Raw genomic sequence first — 19,611 nt, 5'->3', positions numbered from 1 at the left:
CGCTCATACTGGAACGAAACGGTCCCTGGTCTCACACCGAGACGGACCATCCCCGGCCGAAACCGACACCCTCTGTCGGCCCAACTGTCTCGTATGGACCTGCTCTCGATGCGATGGCGACACACGCTGTTCCTGCACTGGCCGGTCGACCCAGCAGTCGTCGAGTCGCATCTTCCCGACCAGCTTTCGGTCGCGACCGCCGACGGGCGGGCGTGGCTCGGTGTCGTCTCGTTCGACATGGGGGAGATTCGCCCCCGGGGGTCGCCACTGGGCCTCGCGTTTCCCGAGGTGAACCTCCGAACCTACGTCGAACCCGCAGACGGGGGCAAACGCGGCGTCTACTTTTTCACACTCGAAGCGGCCGACCGACTGGGTGTGGCGATGGCCCGACTCGGGTACCGCCTGCCTTACAGCTACGCGACAATCTCGGTCGACGAGCACGACGGCAACATCGAGTTCAAGAGTCACCGACCTGCCTCCGGGAACTCGCCGGGTGCACGGTTCGACGCGACCTACCGACCGACGGGAGACGTCGAACAGGTCGAATCGGGGTCGCTCGACGCATTTCTCGTCGAGAACTATCGTTTCTACACCGACGACTGGCCGGTCGTCATCGGCGACATTCACCACGACCCGTGGCCGATTCAGGACGCGGACGTCGAGATACGCGAGAATACGATGTTCGAAGCCTGCGGGTTCGACCACCCCGGTGGCGACCCGCTCGTCCACTACGCGGGCGACCTCAGGGTGACGGCCGAACCGCCGAAGATTCTCCGGTAATCACGTCGAGGGCCGCACTCGCTGCCAACGACAGGCGGGGTTCACGGTGGCTTCGACAGGTGGCGCTCACTCCTCGACTTCGACGGCCGGGTCGTGACGCTCGTACCAGTCGAGAATCTGTTCGAGGCGGTGAGTCGCACGCTCGGGGTTGCTGACGGCGTGGTGTTCGTCGGGATAGACCACGAGTTTCGCATCGACGCCCTGTGATTTCGCGGCGGCGTAGAGCTGTTCGGACTGCGTCGGTGGGCAGCGCCAGTCCTGCCCGCCAGCCATGACGAGAAGGGGAGTGTCGATGTTACCGGCGTCCGTGATTGCCGACGCGGCGTCGATTGTGTCCGGGTTCTCCCACGGGGTGCCGAACTCGTGTTCGATAGAGAGTCGACTGTCGCCGGTCCCGTAATCCGAACGAAGGTCGTAGATACCGTGTTCCGGGACAGCAGCGGTGAGAAGGTCGGTTTGGGTCACAAGATACCCCTGTGCGATGCCGCCATAGGAGACCCCATAACCGAAGACGCGGTCCGGGTCGGTCCACCCGCGGTCGGTGAGGTCCTCAACGCCCGCGACGATGTCGTCGACTTCGGCGGTCCCCCACTGGCCGCGGAGTTCCTCGGCGAATTCCTGGCCGTACGAGGTGCCACCGCGGTAGTTCGGCCGGAACACGAGATAGTCACGCGAGGTGAACGCCGGGTGTTCGAACCTGAACTCGGGTTCGTCGTAGGACATCGGCCCGCCGTGGATGGCGACGATAGTCGGCAGCGGGTCCGGGTCGTCGAAGTCGAAGTCTGCTGGCGCGTAGACGATGCCTTCGACCTCCCAGCCGTCGCTCTCGTACGCCACACGCCGGGTCTGTGGCATCTCGTACTCGTCGACAAAGTCGGTGTTGAGCGCAGAGAGACGTTTGAACGACTCGGCGTCTACCTCGTCCGTAGCGTCGACGTCGTCGAGCGAGAGGCTGTAGATATCCCACCCCTCACTCGGGTCCGAGACGACGAGACCCGCGTGGTCGCCGCCGACGTCGAGCGTCTGAATCGCACGATAGTCTCCTTGTGCTTCGAACACTCGCTCTGGTGCGTCGGCGTCGGGCGTGAGACGGACGAGTCTGGTTTTCGCCTCGTCGGCGACGAGTGTGTAGAGTTCGTCGTTCGACGCCCAGTGGGGGCCTGCGCCCATCGCGACCGTCCGGTCGAGTGAGTTGGAGAGCGACCGCACCTCGTCGGTCCCGAGGTCGGCGACGTGGATTTCGCTAGGAACGTACCAGTTTTCGGCGTCGCCACTCACGAAGGCGACTTGAGTTCCGTCCGGACTCCACTTCGGACCGCCGAGGAGTTGGTCGCCATCGGTCACGTTCTCCACGTTCGAACCGTCGGGGTCGATGAGGAACAGGTCTGTGGCGTACGTGTCGTCGGGATGCTCGGCGTCCGACGTGATGTACGCAATGCGGTCGTTCGGTCCCCACGCGGGCTGAAGCCCCGAGGCGTCGGAGATTGGACCCGCTGCAGTGGCCTCGTCCAGTCGCTCCGTCTCGCCGGTGTCGAGGTCGACCACGAACAGGTAGGTCGTCACCTCGTCGGTCCAGCCGACCCCGTTTACCTTGTGCTGGAGGCGCTCGGTCTCGATTGGCCCACCGTCCTTGCGCTGTTCGAGATACTCCTGTTCTTCCTCGGTGGGGTCGCGAGAAGAGACGACGAGTTGGTCGCCGTCGGGCGACCAGTCGAACTCCGAGACGCCTTCGTCGAACGAGGTGAGTTGGGTCGCGTCGCCGCCGAGTTCGAGGTCGAAACACCATACCTGCGGTTTCGGTTCGTCGCCGTTTGGCCCAGCTGTCGCGTCGTCGGAATCGTCGCCATCCGCTTCGTTTTCGTCGGAATCGTCGTCGCCGTCTGACTCTGCACTCGCGTCGGCTTCGTCCTCGTCTTCGTCAGCCGAAGCGTCGGCTTGGCGACCGACGCGACGGGACACGTCCTCGTCACGCGCGGCGATGAAGGCGAGTCGGCTTCCGTCCGGCGACCACGTCGGCGACGACGCACCCGGAAGGCGGGTGAGTCGGTGCGGCTTGCGAGACCCGTCTGTCGGAACGACATACAGCGACGCGACGCGCTCGTCCTCGTCTGGGTCGGATTCGGCCACCGTGAAGGCGACCGTCTGACCGTCCGGGGACACCGCAGTATCTGTCGGGCGGGAGAGGTCGTAGAAAGACTCGACTGAGAGTTTGCCTGACATATACTGGCTTACCTCGCAGACGGCCATGAAATATGTTTGCGTCGGCGAAGTCCACGACGCCCAACACCATCTCCCGATTCTGAGGCGACGCAAACCCGAATCGAAGGTGAAACCTTCAAGACTCGGTGAACTAACCCGTCGGACATGGCACTTATCGACACTGTGATGGCCACAGTCCACATGCTCGTCGGCGGACTCTGGATGGGGAGCGTCCTCTTTTTCGCCGTCGGCGTACTCCCGACCGCTCGGGCCGGAAACATCCGCGCCGCGGCATTCGAGTCTGTTATCTCCCGACTGACGATGGGGTCGCGCGTCGGTTCCCTCCTGATGTTCGTCACCGGCGGCCACCTCGCCGGAACGCGCTACACCGTCGAGACGTTGCTCGGGTCGTCTCGTGGGCACCTCGTGATTGGGATGCTCGGTCTCTGGCTCGTCGTGACCGGACTCGTCGAAATCGGCGGAAGCAAGGCAAAGAGCGGACTTGCCGAGAAGAAAGTCCGAACCCCGGCAGACGACGCTGCGCCGTTCTATCTCGGGGCCGCGTTCGTCGCCACCGCCCTGCTCGTCATCGCTGGTCTCCTCGTCTCCTAATCGGACCTCACGACCTTCGTTTTCAGACGCTTCATGCCGCTTTCTACACCCGTCTCTGTAGTACTACGTAGTTTATCAATAGCTACATTCTAAAATATATATTTTATACGATATGTTTACTACCCTGCCTCGAATGGGTATTCGTGTATGCCAGAGGACGATGTGACTGACGTCCTTGAAACGTCACTTCAAATCGAGTTGTGCCGGGAATCGGGGAGCATCCGTGTGCATCGTGCGACCGAACTCGGGACTTATACACGGACAATAGACCGATGAGAACCGCCCACCCGCACACGCCGGGTCCGGTTCTCGCTCGTCTCGCTCGTCCGGTCTCGCGAACGCCGACTCGCCTCGCCGTTGTCTCCGACCCGCATGTCACGCCGACGGGTTCCGGGACGTGGAAAGTCTACCACCGGACCGAAAACCGCCTTCGAACGGCCGTCTCGACCATCCGCGACCTCGACGTAGACGGGACCATCCTTCTCGGCGATTTGACGCGTGACGGACGCCCTGCCGAGTATGACGTGGTCGACGAGATTCTCGCCGACCTCCCGGAGCCGTGGGCCTCAGTTCCGGGCAACCACGACGTGCCGAAAGAGTGGGACGACCACGAGGCGATAGCTCCCGATACGTTCGCGAGACGGTACGCTGACGGCTCGCTTCCGTTCGCGTGTCGCCTCGGCGGTCTCGACATCGTCGGCCTCGACTCCGCCAGCGGCGGGTCCGAGCGCCCACTTTCTGACACCCACGAGGGAGTCATCCCAGCCCAGCACCTCGATTGGTTGGACGACCACCTCACTGACGCGTCGGCCTCCATCGTCTTCCTCCATCACAATCTGTTTCACCCGCGCCAGCACACGGGGCAGTTCCCTGACGCCGATTTCTACCAACTTCGCAACGCCGACGAGTTGACCGGAATTCTCGCCGACCACGGTGTCCCCCTCGCCTTTTCGGGACACATCCATTGGCCGGCCACTGCCGTCCGCGACGGCGTCCGCGAACTCATCGCGCCCGCGACGAGTTCGTTCCCGCAATCGTTCCTCCTCGTCGAGGTCGACCGCGAGGGAACGACAGTTCGACTCGTACCGCTCGCCGGGCCGAAGGGGATGGCCGAAGCCTACACACTCGCATCCAGCGGAAATGCACACGGGCAGGGAATCGCGGCCCATGCCGACCGCGGACTCCTCTCGTCGCTCCCGCTCGTCGACGAGCGAACCCCGCCGAACCGAGTCGTCGGGGCGGACGTTCCGGGGGCGGTTCGATGGCGGTAAGCCTCGATAGTCTGGAGGCCGCAAAACGGGCGCTCCGACGCGAGCGTCGGCGCTGTGTCGACGAGCGAGAGGCGTTCCGTGCATTCAAACGTGAGGTCGGAAAGCTGAAAGCCACAGCTCCGACGGCCTCGGCGGCCTCGACGCCCCCACTCATCGGACACCAGCAAGCGACCGATGGGTCGCTCACGCGCGTTCGTCGGGCGTACGAACGAACTGTGATGTCGGTGCCGCACTACGACGAAGAGTACGGTGACCCGTTCGCCGACAGTCTCGCAGCAGAGTTCGGACCGGACGTCGCTGCCGCGTTCCAATCGGCGACCGTCTTCTCGCCCGCACTCCGGCAGACCGTTGCCTCTGCTGCGACAGAAGCAGTCGCCGACCGAATGGAGTTCGTCGATATCGTCGATGGGGAGTTCGAATCGGTCGAATCGATGGCCGACGAAATTTCGACGCTCTGTAACCGCCTGTCTTTCCTCGACGACAAACCGCTGTCTGAGCGGAGCTTCAACGAGTTGCTGGCGGTTCGCGAGAACGTCTGTCGACTCCAGACCCGTGTCGACGAGCTCGCAGCCACTCGTCAGCAGACGATTGCCGACCACCGACGGGAGCTGTCGTCACTCGTGCCGGACGTCGCCGAGTACCTCTATCAGGACCTCTCCGTTCGGTACCCGGTTCTCTCGACGTTGGCGGCGGTCGGCGAGACGCTAACCGAGGCGCTTCGGCGGGTCGAGAGACGCCTCGCCGCGACACCGTAGGCCGATTCGGCCACAGATATTTAGCGTCACACGACTACGCCCGAGTGTATGCTCTCGCTCGTGGAGGTGTCTCTGTGAACCGTCTCCATCCTCGTATTCGACTTCTCTGGGTCGCCCGCGCAGTCGTGGTCGCACTCGTCGTCGGCGGTCTCACGGGTGCTGGAGTCCTGTTCGCTCCATTTTCGATTCCTATCTACGCACCGGTCGTCACCGGCGGGTTTTTCCTCGTCACTGGCGTCGGCTTTGCCTTGCTTCGGTACCGTGCGTGGCGGTACGAACTCCGCGACGACTCGCTGTATCTCCAACGCGGCGTCTTCACGAAGGTCAACACTGTCGTCCCGTTCGTCCGCATCCAGCACGTCGATTCCGCCCGCGGCCCTATCGAACGGCTCGCCGGGTTGGCTTCAACCATCGTCTACACTGCCGGTTCCCGCGGTGCCGACGTGTCGATTCCCGGTCTCACACCAGACGGGGCTGAAGACCTGCAGGAACGACTGAAGCGACTCGCCATCCGCGCCGAGGGCGACGACGCGGTATGACCCATCTGTCGCCACTCTCTGTTCCGTACCGGGCGGCCCAGCGAAGCGTCAGCATCGTGTTCGCCGTCGCGTTCTTCGTCTTCTCCGGCGGGGCAGCCTTCGGCGGCTTTCTGGGTGCGTTCGGCGGCATCATCCTCCTCGGCTCGCTCGTGCTCGCCATCGCGGGCTACGAATTCGCCTACTACCAGCGATTCGAGTACGAACTCACGCCCGACACCTTCGACATTCGCTCCGGCGTCTTCGGTCGCCGAAATCGCGAGATTCCCTATCGACGCATCCAGAACGTCGATATCTCGCGGAACGTCGCCCAACGTCTCTTCGGCATCGCGGCGGTGAACCTCGAAACCGCCGGCGGTGGCGAGACCGAAGGCAGTCTCCGCTTCGTCGCGTACGACGAGGCACTCCGCATCCAGACGGAAGTCGCCCGACTGAAACGCGGTGAGTCGGCGGGGGAGGCGACCGAACCCGACCGCGAAGTCCTGTTCGAGTTGGCCCCGCGGGAACTGGCTATCGTCGGTGCCCTCTCGTTCGACCTGCGACTGCCCGGCCTCGTCTTCGTCTTCGTGACCTCTGCGTTTCCCGTCGCCTCGTCGTACATCGACGTTCCCCTCCCGACCAGTGGGGTCGTCGCCACGGCAGTTGGACTCGGGGGACTGGTCCTCCTCGTCGCGCTCGTCTCGTGGGGTGCCGGGTTCATCCGCGCCGTGGTCAACTACTACGACTTCCGACTGACTCGCGTCGGCGACGAACTCCAGTACGAACGCGGTCTCCTGCAGCGTTACAACGGGTCGATTCCGCTCGACAAACTCCAGACGCTCACCATCGAAGACAACCCGCTCAAGCGGCACTTCGGATTCGCGACGCTCCTCATCGAAACCGCGGGATACGCCCCCAGCGGTGACAGCCGAAACGGGTCGAGCGTCGGTCGCGGGTCGGAAGCAGCGATTCCCCTCGCCCGGCGCGAGCGCGTCCGCTCGCTCGTAGACGACCTCGAAGGCGTGGCTGAACCGACCTACGAGCGCCCACCGAAACGAATCCGACGCCGCTACGCCGTCCGCTACTCGCTCGCGCTCGGGGCAATCGCGCTCGCCCTGTTCGGTGCGAACACGCTTCTCGACAGAGCGATTCCGTGGTACGTCCCACTCGCGCTCGTCCCGGTCGCTATCGTCGCCGGAGTCTATCAGTGGCGACATCGCGGCTACGGACTGACCGATGACCACGTGGTCACTCGAAACGGCTTCTGGAAGCGCGAGACGCGCTTCGTCCCGTACTATCGGATTCAGACGATTATCGACACCCGAACGATTTTCCAGCGTCGCTGGCGCGTCGCCACCGTGACCGCAGACACTGCAGGTAGCCTCTCGCTCGTCGGTGGCGACGCCGCGGCCGTCGATATCGGTGGCGATGACGCAGTCGACCTGCGCGAGACGTTGAACGACAGGCTCAGAGATGCACTGGCGGAACGCCGCGAAGAGCGCCGCCGTGCACGACAGGCCGCCCTCGGCGTCAGTGTCGACGCGACGGACGAATCCGAACCGGACGACGACGGGCCAACTGAGACGTCCACCGACGACCGGGCGACCGAGACGCAGACCGATGACGAGCCAACTGAGACGCCAACCGACGACGGGGCGACGGAGACGCCCACCGAGTCGACGGATACAGACGATTCCTTCCTCTGGGGCGACGATGTGGAGGCTCCCGACGAAGAAGGCGAGGCTGCTGTCGAAGACCGCTCGGGCTCCGATTCGAACGACCGTTGACCAACGGAGCAAAATGCCTTTCTCCGGTCCTGCGTACGTACTGACATGGCCAGCAACGACATCGACGACGTGGACAGCGCAATTCTCCACGCGCTGCAGGAGGACGCTCGAAACATGTCGTCCGGCGACATTGCCGAGCGGGCGGGGACCTCGGGCAGCACGGTCCGAAAGCGAATCCAGCGCCTCGAAGACCGGTCTGTCATCAAGGGATACCGCGCCGAAATCGACTATCAGGCCTCTGGCTATCCGCTTCGGATGCTGCTGTTCTGTACTGCTCCGATACCCGAGCGCGGAGCCATAATCGACGACATCCTCGCTATCGACGGCGTCGTCTCGGTGCAGGAACTCGTCACCGGCGAGAAGAACCTCCTCGTCACCGTCATCGGCGAAAACGACGACGACGTCACACCGGTCGCACAGGAACTGCTTGACCTCGGATTGACCGTCGCCGACGAGGTACTCGTTCGAAGCCACAAGACGACGCCGTTCGGCGGGTTCAAGGGCGACGAGTCCTCGACGACCGAGTGACTGCGACTGGTCGCGCGGCGTAACTGGTCGCACAGGGTCACTGCGAACGACTGCGTTTTCTCCCGTCCCGTGTTCGGCGAACGATTTGCTTGAGATTGAGCCAAAACTCGAACTGTTTGTGAATTCAGCACGAGTTTCGAAATCTGGCACGGATGGCGTTGGACGGTAAACGAGGCTGAGACGGAGCGTAGCCGGTGGACAGAGTTTCTCGCCAGGACTCTCGCACACGTTTGGTAATTGCCACCACAGACCATAATGTTCTTTCATAGGCAATCTAGAGAACAAATTGTTCGGATAGAAGAGTTTAATAGTGAATGTGTTCGTGCTATAGGCAAGAAGAGGACAGTAAGTGATTGACCCACTCACGTCGAGCGGGACTCACGGACTGCCATAGCCCAAAACGATGACAGACGAGACGAGATTTACTCGGGTCGGATCGCTACCGAAGACGACGACGGCGACGCCGCAACTCCCCCAAGTTCTCACGCGAGTCGTGTGGCTTCTGTGGGTGGCGAGTCTCGTGGTAGCTTCCCTCCGACTGTCCGGTTCCGAGAACTGGTCGCTTCTGGGACTGTTCTCCGTCGATGGGCTGACAGTCGTGATGTGGGTGGTCGTGACGTTCTTCAGCGGAATCGTCCACAGCTACTCGCGGCGCTACATGGCCGGAGACAGCGCGCTCAACAAGTTCTTCGGCAACGTCTTCGCGTTCACGCTCGTCGTGATGACACTGGTCGCGACGGACTCGCTTGCCGTGTTCGCGGTGCTGTGGCTAACGATGGGCCTCGTGATGGCCAACCTCATCGGCCACGTCGACTCTTGGCCGCACGCTCGGACGGCGGCTGCACACGCACGTCGGTACTTCGCGGGGAGCAGTGCACTGCTGGCAGTCGCCTTCGCGACGTTGTGGTGGGAAACCGGTGCATCGACTGTCTCCGCCGTCGCCTCGGCGGAGATTGCACCCACCGGGGCCGTTCTGTTTGCGGTTGCGATGCTCCTGTTGGCGGCGATGATTCAGTCCGCACTGCTCCCGTTCCACACGTGGTTACTGTCGTCGATGACAGCGCCGACACCCGCGTCGGCACTGATGCACGCGGGATTCGTCAACGCGGGCGGTATCCTGTTACTCCGGTTCGCGCCGGTCGTCACTGTCGACCGCGGCTTCATGCTGGCAATCGTGGTCGTGGGCGCGACGAGTGCCCTCGTCGGAAAGCTCCTCAAGACGGTCCAGACGGACGTCAAGGGGAAACTCGGCTGTTCGACCGTCGGACAGATGGGGTTCATGTTCATGCAGGCGGGACTGGGCTTCTTCGGTGCCGCCATCACCCACCTCATCCTCCACGGGTTCTACAAAGCGTATCAGTTCCTCTCCGCGGGAGGTACCGTCGAACAGGGAAGCCCCGATGGGAAGTACGCCGCGAAACAATCGGTGGGAGTCATCGGATTCTCGGTGACCATCCTGACGGCACTCGCGGGCGGTGCCCTGTTCGCCGTCACGACCGGTGAGGGAACCGCCTTCGATAGCGGATTGCTGCTCGCGGGACTCGTCGTGCTGACCACGATGCACGCCACGCGTGAGACGATACGCCACGCGGCGCTCCCGACGGTCCTTCGGTTCGGAGCGATTCCGCTCGTGTTCCTGCCGGCAATCGGGCTGTACGCGTTTGTCTACAAGACCATCGAACACGCGTTAGTCGGGGTTCCGTTCGTCACGGCCCCGACCGAACTGACGCTCGTTCACGTCGTCGTCGCCGCGGCGTTCGCCTTGGCGTACGTCACCATCGAGAGTGGCGTCTACCGGCGCAGCACTCGGTTGTACATGGCACTCGTGAATGCGACGCGGCCCGCGCCCGGAACGACCGTAACAACCAGAGAGGAGTACAATGAGTACTAACGAAACGATTCGCGACACCATCGAACAGGCAGCAACCAGCGTCGGGTCGGTCTGGCCGCTTCACTCCTTCGTGACGGCGAACCCACTCAGCGGGTTCGAAGACCGCCCGTTCCACGAGGCCGTCGAACAGGCCGAACACCTGTTCGGCGGCCGCGGCTACCCGAGTGCAGACGTGTTCCGCGCCGCACTCGAAACGGGCCAAATCGACCGGGAGACGCTTCGGCGCGAACTACGCGACCACGGCTACGATGAGGACCCATCGACTCTCTTGTCGCGCATGGAGGACCAAACGGAGTCGGCCGCCGAGGACGACGACGAGTCGAGTCAACACGATGTCGTCGATACGGTTTTGACGAAATGGCTCGCCGCCTTCCTCGACGAGGGACACGCTTCGTGGCCGATGCCGAACCGTGAACGCGGGTTCTACGCCGCGTTTCAGTCCGTGGCACGCCACGATGGGTCGCTTCCCGACCCGAGCGCCGTCGCCACCTACCCCGACGACCCGACGGAGGCAATCGACCAGATTGTCTCCGCGTACCCGCGCGACCAGTTGGTAGACCTCTTCGAGTTCCACCTCGGACGGTTGCCGGGGTGGACCGGGTTCATCAAACAGCGGGCCGACAACGGTGGCGACTGGCAGGCTAACTATCCCATCACACTCACGGAGTATCTGGCCGTCAGGATGGTTCTCACAGACCTCTTCGATGCGCCACTCGGTCCGACGGATGCTGCGGCAGAATCGACGCAGTCTGAACGCAGCCACCAACACGACGACGTCCCGCTTCCCGAAATCTGGCTGGACGCGTGGGAGACCACCTACCGCACCGAACTGGTCGAGGCGATTGCCGACCAAAAGCACTCGCCAGCCGCGGCCGAAGGGGACGAGCCAGCCATCGCCCTCGAAGACGGTGGTCGCCCGGATGCACAACTCGTCTTCTGTATCGACACGCGCTCGGAAGTCATCCGTCGGCACATCGAGGACGCCGGTGCCTACGAGACCTACGGCTACGCGGGCTTTTTCGGGGTTCCGATGCGCTACGAAGCCTACGACTCCAACGTCGCGATAGACGCCTGCCCGCCGATTCTCGACGCACAACACTACGTCGCCGACCGCCCGGCCGAGGGATGCGACCACGAACACGACCGCTACGACACGTGGACGAACACGACCAGTGCCGCTGGGAACGTCCTCAAATCACTCACCTCGAACGCGGCGACCGTGTTCAGTTTCGTCGAGAGTACCGGCGTCGGCTACGGGGCAGCCCTCACGGCGCGGACGCTCTTCCCGTCACGCGTGTACGACTTCCTCACCGGCGCGTCAGAGCGGGTCCCCTCCCACGCAGACTTCTGCGAACCGGCACTCGACGAGGACTCGGCCGCCGACGCGGACCTGCCACAAGGTCTGTCCACGGCGGAGAAAGTCGAGTACGCCGAGACCGCGTTCGAACTCATGGGATGGGACGAGTTCGCGCGCATCGTCGCGTTCGTCGGCCACGCCAGCCAGACTGCGAACAACCCGTTCGAGTCCAGTCTCGACTGCGGTGCCTGTGCCGGCAACGCTGGCGGACCGAGTGCTCGTGTCCTTGCGGCCATCTGTAACGACGACGAGGTCAAGGCCGAACTCCGCGACCGCGGGTTCGACATCCCGTCGGACACCGTCTTCGTCGCTGGCGAACACAACACGACGACGGACGACGTGTCGCTCTTTACCGGGCCTGTTCCCGAGAGCCACGAAGCAGACCTCGAACAGCTCCGCTCGGACCTCGAAACCGCCAGAGCTGGTGCGGCTGCAGAGCGGACAGAGACGATGGACGCGTCCGAACCGGGGACTCGGGAGGCTGAACGCCGCGCCGCGGACTGGGCCGAGACGCGCCCCGAATGGGGACTCGCTGGCAACGCGGGCTTCGTCATCGGCCCCCGGTCGCTGACGGAGGGTCTCGACCTCGATGGTCGGTCGTTCCTCCACTCCTACGACTGGCGGGACGACGACTCCGGTGAGGCCCTCGCGGCCATCGTGTCCGGCCCCATGGTCGTCACCCAGTGGATAAACATGCAGTACTACTTCTCGACCGTGGACAACGCGGTCTACGGGAGCGGGTCGAAGATTACTCACAACCCGGTCGGCAACGTCGGCGTCTACCAAGGGAACGGTGGAGACCTGATGACGGGGCTGCCACTCCAGTCAGTCAAGGCGGCCGACGACGACCCATACCACCAACCGCTGCGCCTCTCGACGGTGATTCACGCCCCGGTCGACCGTGTGACGTCCGTCCTCGAATCGAACGCCGCCGTCACTGAACTGCTGGACAACGGCTGGCTCTCGCTGACTGTCGTGGACCCGACACAGAACGACACTGCATTCGAGTACGACGAGGACCTGACGTGGGTCGCTGCTGAGACGGCCGACAAACGTGGACGTGACGCGACCGAAGAGCCCGAACTGACTGCCGAACGTGCCGCGCCACCCGCCGCAGACGACTGATTGGGTGGCTGCCGGCCGTCCGTTCGGATGGAGTCTTGCGGTGACTGTTCGCCCCGTCGAAGCTATTTACGTCAGAAGAGCGTTAGTATGACGTAATGGCGAATTCGGTTCTGGAATCGCTCGTGGCTGGAAACAAATACCACGTCGAGCACCTCGACGCAGATTACTTCGAGGGGCTTCGAGACAGGCAAACGCCACAAGTGGTCACCATCGGGTGCTCGGACTCTCGTGTTCCAGTCGAAGCACTTTGGAACACCGACAAGGCGGGGGAACTCTTCAAATCGGTCAACGTCGCCAATCAAGTGTGGACCGAGGTCGACGGTCAACTCGTCGTCAACGACGTCGTCGGCTACGCAGTCGCCTCACTCGGCGTCTCAGATATCGTCGTCCTCGGACACACGGGCTGCGGCGGAATCACAGCAGCCTACGAGTTCGTCGTCGGTGACGGCGCGAACGACCTTCCGGTGGCCGTCGAAGCCGCCGTCTCGCGTCTCGTTCCGCTCGTCGAAGAGGCACGAGAATTGGGAATCTTCGACGAAGAGACGCCGACTGACGACGCCGTCAACCGTCTGGTCGAGTACGTCGTCGTCCGGCAAGTGGAGTTTCTCACCGAGAGTGACGAGGTTCCCGAATCGACCGACTGCTGGGGCTTCGTCTACGACTTCCAGCGCGCCTACGGCGACGAAGACGGTGCGGCGTACCTCGTCGCCGCGAACGGTGATTCGGACCCCGAGACCATCGTTGAGTGGGTCCCAGACGAGTTCGCAGACCGGATAAAATCGATTCGGTAATCCGGCGACTCGATTCGGTTACTCGGCTCGGGCGTCGTCGATAATCTGCGAGAATTCGCGGGCCGTCTCCGTGATGGATTCGAAGTCGCCGTTTTCGATAGCCTCGTCGTCCATGAGCGCGCCACCTGCGCCGACGACGACCGCACCGGCGTCGATGTAGTCCGCGGCGTTGTCGAGGCCGACGCCACCGGTCGGCATCATCGGAATCTGCGGGAGCGGGCCCTTCATGCTCTTGAGGTGGCCAGGTCCGAGCGACGACGCCGGGAAGACCTTCACGAGGTCCGCGCCCGCCTCGTAGGCGGTGACGGCTTCGGTCGGTGTCATAATTCCCGGCGCGACGATGGTTCCGTAGCGGTTGCACGTCTCGACGACGCCCTCGTCGAAGTTCGGGCCGACGACGAACTCCGCGCCGGCCTGAATCGCAGCGTTGGCAGTCGGCGCGTCGAGGACCGTCCCCGCGCCGACGATTGCCTCGTCGTCAGAGAACGACGCCGACACCTCGCTGATGAGGTCCATCGCGTCGGGATTGTCGGCGGTGATTTCGTAGGCAGTGACGCCGCCTTCGTGGAGGGCGTCTGCGACCTGGATGATGGTGTCCGCGTCCGCGCCTCGCATCACAGCGACGACACCGCTGTCGGCGATTCGTTGCATGTCCTCGTGTACGTCGAGTGCGACCATTTCGACCCGATATTTACTACAGATGGTATTAAAAAGGGCGGTGGCGGCCGAATTGTGACTGGGTGCGACGTTCTGTCTGCGCAACGTCCTTGTACAGTGTCACCACACGACATCCTCAAATCTGTCGGACACTAACCCGAGGTAAGCGCCGGTCGAGACGGCGAGATGTCGCTCTATCGACGCCCCACCATGTCCACACCTATCGACTTCGAAGGACTGTATCGCGACGTGATTCCGTCAGTCGTCTCCGTCTACGTCGGCGGCCGGCGACGCCCTGGCGGTGCGGGGAGCGCCTTCGTCTACGACGACCAGCATCTCGTGACCAACGACCACGTCGCTCGACTCGCTGACGGCAGCGACACGGGCCGTGTCGAACTCCGGTTCGCAGACGGCACGTGGCGCGTCGGCGACGTGGTCGGCACGGACGCCTACACGGACCTCGCAGTCGTCGCCGTCGACGACCTCCCCGCTAGCGTTGGCTCGCTCCCGCTCGCTACGCAGAACCCCGCACCCGGTCGGCAAGTCGCCGCGCTCGGCAATCCCCTCGGTCTCGACGGTTCCATCTCGGCCGGTATCGTCTCCGGGTCGAATCGCTCGCTTCCGACCTCGAACGGCTTCGCAATCCCTGACGTCGTCCAGACGGACGCGCCCATCAACCCCGGAAACTCCGGCGGCCCCCTCGTCGGTCGGAAAGTCGGCGGCGACGGTGACGGCGGCATGGGTGACGAGAGTGACAACGACGACGGCGACCACGACGGCGACATAGCCTACGAAGTCGTCGGCGTCAACCGCGCGAAACAGGGCGACAACATCGGATTCGCAATCTCCCCAGCAATCGCCTCGCGCATCGTCCCGGACCTCGTCTCCGATGGCCGATATCGACACTCCTACCTCCGCGCTCGCACCCTCGACGTGACGCCGACAGTGGCCGAAGCGAACGGTCTCGACGCGCCGCGGGGCGTCCTCGTCGTGAACGCGGTCGGCCCGGACGGCGGTGAGGCGTTCCTGAACGGCTGCCACGAGGCAGTTGCCCACCGTGGAGCCGAGATTCCCGTCGGCGGCGACGTTATCGTCGCAATCGAAGGCAACCCAGTTCGGACACACGAGGAGTTGATGCGCTATCTCATCACCGAGACCCGGCCCGGAGAGCCAGTCGCCGTGGACGTCTACCGCGACGGCGACCCGGCGACGCTCGTGGTCGAACTCGACGAGCGACCCGTTGCTGGCGGCCGCGACCGTGACGGCGACGGCGGCAGTCGAATTCCAATCGAGTAGTCAGTCGATTCAGCAGGTCCGGTGTCACTCTCGGACGGTCAACACGGGCACATCAGCGAGTCGGACGACTCGCTCTGTCGTACTACCGAGGAGGGCGTGTTCTAACCCAGTTCGGCCGTGGGTCGCCATCACGACGATGTCAGCACCGCCCTCCTCGACAGCGTCCAGAATCTCTCGATGCGGGACGCCGATTCGGAGTGTCGTCTCGCAGGGAACGTCGGACTCTGCTGTGAGCACGTCGATTTCTTCGACCGCCATCTCGGCGGCGTCTCTGAGGCTGGCCTGTACTCGGTCGACTGGAACGTCAGCAGACGTCCACAGGCCAAGGTCGCTGGCGTCGATGACCGAGAGGGCCTGAACCGTGGCTCCGTAGGTCGCCGCGAGGTCGATAGCGCGACGGGCGGCGGCACGCGACCGAGCACTCCCGTCGGTCGGAACGAGGACTGTTTCGTACATGACTGTCGATTGGTCTGGCAGTGTCATTGCTGTGGCGACCGAGTTGCACCGTTCAGTGAGTCGGGTCGCGGAGAATGGAGGTTACGAACGTGCTTCCGGCGGTATTAGACGCGGGTGCGCGGCGTCGGAGCGATTTTCGAGACGCTGGCGGCGGCCGCGACGAGCAGCACGCCGAAGACGATGCTCACGAGCAGTTCGGGCGCGATAGTCAGCCCCGAGATACCGCCGAGCGTTGCGAACAGTGCGTATCCGGCGACGCCCGTCAGGACAAGTCCGATGACGACCGCGACGCCGATTCCGACCTTCATCACGTCGAGCTTCATGGTCAGCTATACGTAGTCCAGAATACCCCATATATACGCAGACTGGTTCCCAGAGTGCGGGAAACTATCTTCGGTCACCGAGAGTTGCTTCAACAGTCGGTGTCTTTCAGCCTCTGCTCTAGTTTGGTTGCGGTTTCAGTCGCCACGTTTCGCAACTCCGCTTCGCCAATATCTCTCTCCCCGCGTAGCTCTGGGTTTTCACAATATGCCTCGGCTTCCGCAAACATATTCTGCAAAATTTCATACGTTTCCTCAGAGAACTCTCCGTCTTCTTCTATGAATTCATCCAGATATTCATCAGAAAATTCACTTGCAGTCGTTTCGTTTTGGATGAATCGCTGAATGAGCTTCGAATACTTTTGTATTATGTCTTTATCGTTCATCGGTAGGTCCTCACAGGTCTCCACTTTTTGTTAGGTGCTCTTCTTGTTTGTTACTGAGTGTCCATCCGGAGATGAACTCCCCGTCTCTTGTTGTAATGACGTTGTTTTTCGTTTCTGAGTTATAGAAGTGGAACACTTTCTCACCGCGATATGTTCCAGAAATCCGTTCTGTATCAGGGCTTTCGATGTGATTTATCAACGCCATATTGAATCGGTTTTTATTTTCTTTATTCCAGCTTCCATTTACTCCGAAGCGTTTGGCATGTTTGAATTTTTTCTGGAGCTGACGGTCTGGGAACTCTAATTCACTGGCGATTCCCTCTCTGTCGTCCCTACCACTTTTGCCATGCTCCAAGTCCTTCGCTCGTTGAACGTGCACCTCGGAGTGTCGCATTCGATGAATGCCCAACTTTCCACCGCGCATCACCTGCTCGGCAGTCTCTTCGGCCTCACGCTCTAAGCGCAGGTCTGGGTCAATCTCTAATTCACCTTTTTGCGGGAGCATCGACACTGCCCCTGGGTTTGCCGGCGGACGTGCGCGAGTTCGTAGGCTAAAACGTGTTGGCCCTCGGCACTCTCGGGATCGTACTCTCCAGCGTTGAAGGCGACGTGATTGCCAACGGTGAACGCTCGGGAGTTGATGTCCTTACACGCTTTGGCGACTGAAGATCTGGTGTGAATCCGTACGTCATCCACCTACGAATACGAAATCCCGTAGTTATTCTCTCTTGCGAACAGGATAATGTTGATACACTTCTCGATTTTTCTGTCACGCACGTCTATGATTCCTCCATCTGAATCCAGATTCTCACGAGCTGCCTCTAATGCCTCAACAAATCTCGATAGCCCTTCTGAGTCGTGGACGACAAACTCATCGTCGCGGTACTCGTCAAAGACGTGTTGAATGGGGGGTTCTGCGGCGTCTACAATTGTGTGAGATGCCTTTTCGTACACCATGAATCTCTCGTTCTCGTTCATTTTCTCTTTGAAATTTCGGTAGTCACGCAACTCCTCTGGTGACTTATCACTATCGTACTGAGAGTGGTCTATGTGAAACCGGTAACAGGCTTTCCCGATTTCTATGGTCTGTTCATCTTCAGGAACTATCAAACTGAACGTACCCATCTCACTTCACCTCGTTTACTACTTTGTACATGAGGTTGAACTCGACCGGGTTCCACCGATACTCCATTATTTGATCCTCGCTTATATTGTCTGCTGTCTCACTGTTGTCCATCCCTTTCGGGACAATCGCGCAAGCAGAAGCATTCTCAAAATCCTCCTTCGAGAGCCCAGATATGAGGGCATCATCCATCCACTTGTCGTTAAGTATCTGATTGATGCCTTCTTCTTGTATAGTTCTCAGATTATCTTCGGCCTGTAAAATGGCTCTATCAGCTTTTGAGCTGATTCCACCGCCTGTTTTCTCTTCGACGACGTGAGATACCTCTCCTGTTTCCTCGTTCAATAATACTTTGTCATACTCCGGATTCTCTCCATTGGGACACTGAATATCAACGCCTTTCGTGAACGTATTTGGCATTGGGATAGTGGTGAGATTCTCTATGTCACTCGTCTCAGTCATTTGTTTCTCGGCTAATCGTTTGGACAATCCCTTTTCAGAGGATAGTATTTCACCTACCTCTCCTTGGTCACTCCCAACGTCCTTGGTGGATTCATCAACTATTAGTTTAATATCTCTGATGAACACAGTATGATCGTTTGGGTCAACCTCTTGCCGTATCTGCCCGATTAGCTCTTCGCTCACTCCCATCTCACGAAGTGCCGAGAGAGACGAGACATCATCACGACCGGACTTGGAGGGCATACGCTGAACGTGCACCTCCGAGTGGCGCATCCGGTGAACCCCGAGTTCCCCACCGCGCATCACGCGCTGAGCGGTTTCCTCGGCCTCCCGCTCTAACTGTGGATCCGGATCGATCTCTAACTCCAGCCCTTCTTGGGGCAGCATCGACACCGCCCCGCCGGTCTGCTGGCGAACGTGTGCGAGTTCGTGAGCCAGCACGTGCTGACCTTCTGCCGAATTCGGGTCGTACTCACCGTGATTGAACGCGATGTGATTCCCGACAGTGAACGCACGAGCGTTGATATCCTGACAGGCTTTGGCGGCCTGCGGGCCAGTGTGAATTCGCACGTCACCGAGCGAATCGCCCATGCGCTCCTCGATGGTTTGTTGAATCGAGCTATCGAGCTGTTGGCCGGGCGACGAAATCACGTCCCGAACGCTATCGGGCACCTGCGAATCGCCAGCCTTCGACGCCTCGTGATGTGCGTTGCGGCTGCGCTGGACCGATTTCGCGTTCCGGCGTTCGATATCTTTCGGCACCTCGGCTGGGCGTTCTTTCTGACGCTCGCGGAACTGTCGCATGTCCCGCGGTTTGCCCATCGTGTCCACGGTCATTCCCTCGTCGGCCCACTGCCGCACTTGGCTGGCACCGTGGCTCTCGACGAGGCGTTGAACCTGAACGTCCATCCCGGGGCGATACGCTTCAAGTCCGAACCCAGCTTCACTGTCCTGCGCCGGTAGTGACTCACCTCCACCGCGACTGCGGTCGGACCCACCTGTCAACTCCTGAATCGACGGGACGGTCGAGGACTGTTGGCCCTCGCTCGTCTTCTCTTTCGCAGAGCGAAATCCCATCTTACCACACACTTGATAACCACCCTATATATTGTTTGTTGCCTGAATGAAATATTAAAATATATCTCATGAAGGTGCCGGAGTCTGTGTACCTCGATCCGCGAAAGAACTGCCCCTAGAAATCAGTTTGAGAAGCGAGGGGTGAGTAGACCTGAGGCCAGTCAAGGTGGTCACTAAATAGACAGTACCTAGTTGCTACCTGGGACAGGTGTCAGAAAAATAG

At 61.5% G+C, this 19,611-nt stretch carries 19 protein-coding genes and 1 pseudogene; 11 read left to right on the top strand and 9 right to left on the bottom strand.

Annotation, left to right across the window (positions count from 1 at the left end; all coding sequences use genetic code 11):
* Positions 1–93 precede the first annotated feature (93 nt).
* Positions 94–780, top strand: a complete 687-nt coding sequence (locus C453_RS06900) for a YqjF family protein (protein ID WP_008323535.1) — start codon at positions 94–96, stop codon at positions 778–780.
* A 66-nt stretch (positions 781–846) separates the two neighbouring features.
* Here the strand turns inward: C453_RS06900 and C453_RS06895 are convergent, their stop codons facing one another.
* A complete protein-coding gene (locus C453_RS06895; RefSeq protein ID WP_049907563.1) occupies positions 847–3,000 on the bottom strand; it encodes a S9 family peptidase in 2,154 nt (717 codons plus the stop codon).
* A gap of 144 nt (positions 3,001–3,144) precedes the next feature.
* Here C453_RS06895 and C453_RS06890 point away from each other — a divergent pair, with 144 nt between their 5' ends.
* From C453_RS06890 to C453_RS06850, 9 genes are all read left to right on the top strand, one after another.
* Entirely contained in the window at positions 3,145–3,591 is a 447-nt protein-coding gene (locus tag C453_RS06890; RefSeq protein WP_008323533.1) for a hypothetical protein, read from the top strand.
* A gap of 272 nt (positions 3,592–3,863) precedes the next feature.
* Complete coding sequence (locus tag C453_RS06885; protein WP_008323532.1) at positions 3,864–4,862, top strand: metallophosphoesterase family protein; 999 nt, start codon at positions 3,864–3,866, stop codon at positions 4,860–4,862.
* Positions 4,853–5,617 (top strand): DUF7260 family protein, encoded by a 765-nt coding sequence (locus C453_RS06880; RefSeq protein WP_008323531.1) that lies wholly within the window; start codon positions 4,853–4,855, stop codon positions 5,615–5,617. The genes C453_RS06885 and C453_RS06880 overlap by 10 nt, the downstream gene beginning before the upstream one ends.
* 74 nt (positions 5,618–5,691) lie before the next feature.
* Positions 5,692–6,156 carry a PH domain-containing protein gene (locus C453_RS06875; RefSeq protein WP_008323530.1) on the top strand — a complete coding sequence of 155 codons (465 nt, stop codon included), beginning with the start codon at positions 5,692–5,694 and terminating at the stop codon, positions 6,154–6,156.
* Positions 6,153–7,919 carry a PH domain-containing protein gene (locus C453_RS06870; protein ID WP_008323529.1) on the top strand — a complete coding sequence of 589 codons (1,767 nt, stop codon included), beginning with the start codon at positions 6,153–6,155 and terminating at the stop codon, positions 7,917–7,919. The genes C453_RS06875 and C453_RS06870 overlap by 4 nt, the downstream gene beginning before the upstream one ends.
* 45 nt (positions 7,920–7,964) lie before the next feature.
* On the top strand, positions 7,965–8,447 hold the full coding sequence (locus C453_RS06865; RefSeq protein ID WP_008323528.1) for an Lrp/AsnC family transcriptional regulator: 483 nt from the start codon (positions 7,965–7,967) through the stop codon (positions 8,445–8,447).
* Between the two features lie 403 nt (positions 8,448–8,850).
* Positions 8,851–10,338, top strand: coding sequence for a proton-conducting transporter transmembrane domain-containing protein (locus C453_RS06860; protein ID WP_008323527.1), 1,488 nt, complete (start codon positions 8,851–8,853; stop codon positions 10,336–10,338).
* A complete protein-coding gene (locus C453_RS06855) occupies positions 10,328–12,820 on the top strand; it encodes a DUF2309 domain-containing protein (protein WP_008323525.1) in 2,493 nt (830 codons plus the stop codon). The genes C453_RS06860 and C453_RS06855 overlap by 11 nt, the downstream gene beginning before the upstream one ends.
* A gap of 95 nt (positions 12,821–12,915) precedes the next feature.
* Positions 12,916–13,611, top strand: a complete 696-nt coding sequence (locus tag C453_RS06850) for a carbonic anhydrase (protein ID WP_008323523.1) — start codon at positions 12,916–12,918, stop codon at positions 13,609–13,611.
* A gap of 18 nt (positions 13,612–13,629) precedes the next feature.
* Here C453_RS06850 and C453_RS06845 read toward each other — a convergent pair whose 3' ends face one another.
* A complete protein-coding gene (locus C453_RS06845; RefSeq protein WP_008323522.1) occupies positions 13,630–14,289 on the bottom strand; it encodes a bifunctional 4-hydroxy-2-oxoglutarate aldolase/2-dehydro-3-deoxy-phosphogluconate aldolase in 660 nt (219 codons plus the stop codon).
* Positions 14,290–14,478: 189 nt separating this feature from the next.
* On the opposite strand from C453_RS06845, the gene C453_RS06840 reads away from it, so the two are divergent.
* A complete protein-coding gene (locus C453_RS06840) occupies positions 14,479–15,564 on the top strand; it encodes a S1C family serine protease (protein WP_008323521.1) in 1,086 nt (361 codons plus the stop codon).
* Between the two features lie 24 nt (positions 15,565–15,588).
* Here the strand turns inward: C453_RS06840 and C453_RS06835 are convergent, their stop codons facing one another.
* The 7 genes and pseudogenes from C453_RS06835 to C453_RS20660 form a co-directional block, all read right to left on the bottom strand.
* Complete coding sequence (locus C453_RS06835; protein ID WP_008323520.1) at positions 15,589–16,020, bottom strand: universal stress protein; 432 nt, start codon at positions 16,018–16,020, stop codon at positions 15,589–15,591.
* 104 nt (positions 16,021–16,124) lie between these two features.
* Entirely contained in the window at positions 16,125–16,343 is a 219-nt protein-coding gene (locus tag C453_RS06830; protein WP_008323519.1) for a hypothetical protein, read from the bottom strand.
* 89 nt (positions 16,344–16,432) lie between these two features.
* A complete protein-coding gene (locus C453_RS06825; protein WP_008323518.1) occupies positions 16,433–16,726 on the bottom strand; it encodes a colicin immunity domain-containing protein in 294 nt (97 codons plus the stop codon).
* Positions 16,727–16,736: 10 nt separating this feature from the next.
* Positions 16,737–17,105, bottom strand: coding sequence for a colicin D domain-containing protein (locus tag C453_RS20665; RefSeq protein WP_241430709.1), 369 nt, complete (start codon positions 17,103–17,105; stop codon positions 16,737–16,739).
* Positions 17,081–17,416: pseudogene (locus C453_RS20570) on the bottom strand (eCIS core domain-containing protein); the annotation flags it as partial. The pseudogene C453_RS20570 and the gene C453_RS20665, both read right to left, overlap by 25 nt.
* Positions 17,417–17,422: 6 nt before the next feature.
* Positions 17,423–17,851, bottom strand: a complete 429-nt coding sequence (locus C453_RS06815; RefSeq protein WP_008323516.1) for a hypothetical protein — start codon at positions 17,849–17,851, stop codon at positions 17,423–17,425.
* Between the two features lies 1 nt (position 17,852).
* Positions 17,853–19,388 carry an eCIS core domain-containing protein gene (locus C453_RS20660; protein WP_008323515.1) on the bottom strand — a complete coding sequence of 512 codons (1,536 nt, stop codon included), beginning with the start codon at positions 19,386–19,388 and terminating at the stop codon, positions 17,853–17,855.
* Between the last annotated feature and the right edge of the window lie 223 nt (positions 19,389–19,611).

The organism is Haloferax elongans ATCC BAA-1513, from assembly GCF_000336755.1.
Classification (GTDB): Archaea; Halobacteriota; Halobacteria; order Halobacteriales; family Haloferacaceae; genus Haloferax; species Haloferax elongans.
Note: the sequence above shows the minus strand (reverse complement) of the source record. Positions and strands in the feature narration are given on the sequence as shown.

Bases quoted from the DNA above. Each gene is read 5' to 3' on its own strand.
- C453_RS06880 (WP_008323531.1), top strand. From the start codon at position 4,853: ATGGCGGTAAGCCTCGATAGTCTGGAGGCCGCAAAACGGGCGCTCCGA.
- C453_RS06885 (WP_008323532.1), top strand. From the start codon at position 3,864: ATGAGAACCGCCCACCCGCACACGCCGGGTCCGGTTCTCGCTCGTCTC.
- C453_RS06865 (WP_008323528.1), top strand. From the start codon at position 7,965: ATGGCCAGCAACGACATCGACGACGTGGACAGCGCAATTCTCCACGCG.
- C453_RS06855 (WP_008323525.1), top strand. From the start codon at position 10,328: ATGAGTACTAACGAAACGATTCGCGACACCATCGAACAGGCAGCAACC.
- C453_RS06895 (WP_049907563.1), bottom strand. From the start codon at position 3,000: ATGTCAGGCAAACTCTCAGTCGAGTCTTTCTACGACCTCTCCCGCCCG.
- C453_RS06830 (WP_008323519.1), bottom strand. From the start codon at position 16,343: ATGAAGCTCGACGTGATGAAGGTCGGAATCGGCGTCGCGGTCGTCATC.
- C453_RS06835 (WP_008323520.1), bottom strand. From the start codon at position 16,020: ATGTACGAAACAGTCCTCGTTCCGACCGACGGGAGTGCTCGGTCGCGT.
- C453_RS06815 (WP_008323516.1), bottom strand. From the start codon at position 17,851: ATGGGTACGTTCAGTTTGATAGTTCCTGAAGATGAACAGACCATAGAA.
- C453_RS06890 (WP_008323533.1), top strand. From the start codon at position 3,145: ATGGCACTTATCGACACTGTGATGGCCACAGTCCACATGCTCGTCGGC.
- C453_RS06845 (WP_008323522.1), bottom strand. From the start codon at position 14,289: ATGGTCGCACTCGACGTACACGAGGACATGCAACGAATCGCCGACAGC.
- C453_RS06840 (WP_008323521.1), top strand. From the start codon at position 14,479: ATGTCCACACCTATCGACTTCGAAGGACTGTATCGCGACGTGATTCCG.
- C453_RS06850 (WP_008323523.1), top strand. From the start codon at position 12,916: ATGGCGAATTCGGTTCTGGAATCGCTCGTGGCTGGAAACAAATACCAC.
- C453_RS06900 (WP_008323535.1), top strand. From the start codon at position 94: ATGGACCTGCTCTCGATGCGATGGCGACACACGCTGTTCCTGCACTGG.
- C453_RS20660 (WP_008323515.1), bottom strand. From the start codon at position 19,388: ATGGGATTTCGCTCTGCGAAAGAGAAGACGAGCGAGGGCCAACAGTCC.
- C453_RS06870 (WP_008323529.1), top strand. From the start codon at position 6,153: ATGACCCATCTGTCGCCACTCTCTGTTCCGTACCGGGCGGCCCAGCGA.
- C453_RS06860 (WP_008323527.1), top strand. From the start codon at position 8,851: ATGACAGACGAGACGAGATTTACTCGGGTCGGATCGCTACCGAAGACG.
- C453_RS06825 (WP_008323518.1), bottom strand. From the start codon at position 16,726: ATGAACGATAAAGACATAATACAAAAGTATTCGAAGCTCATTCAGCGA.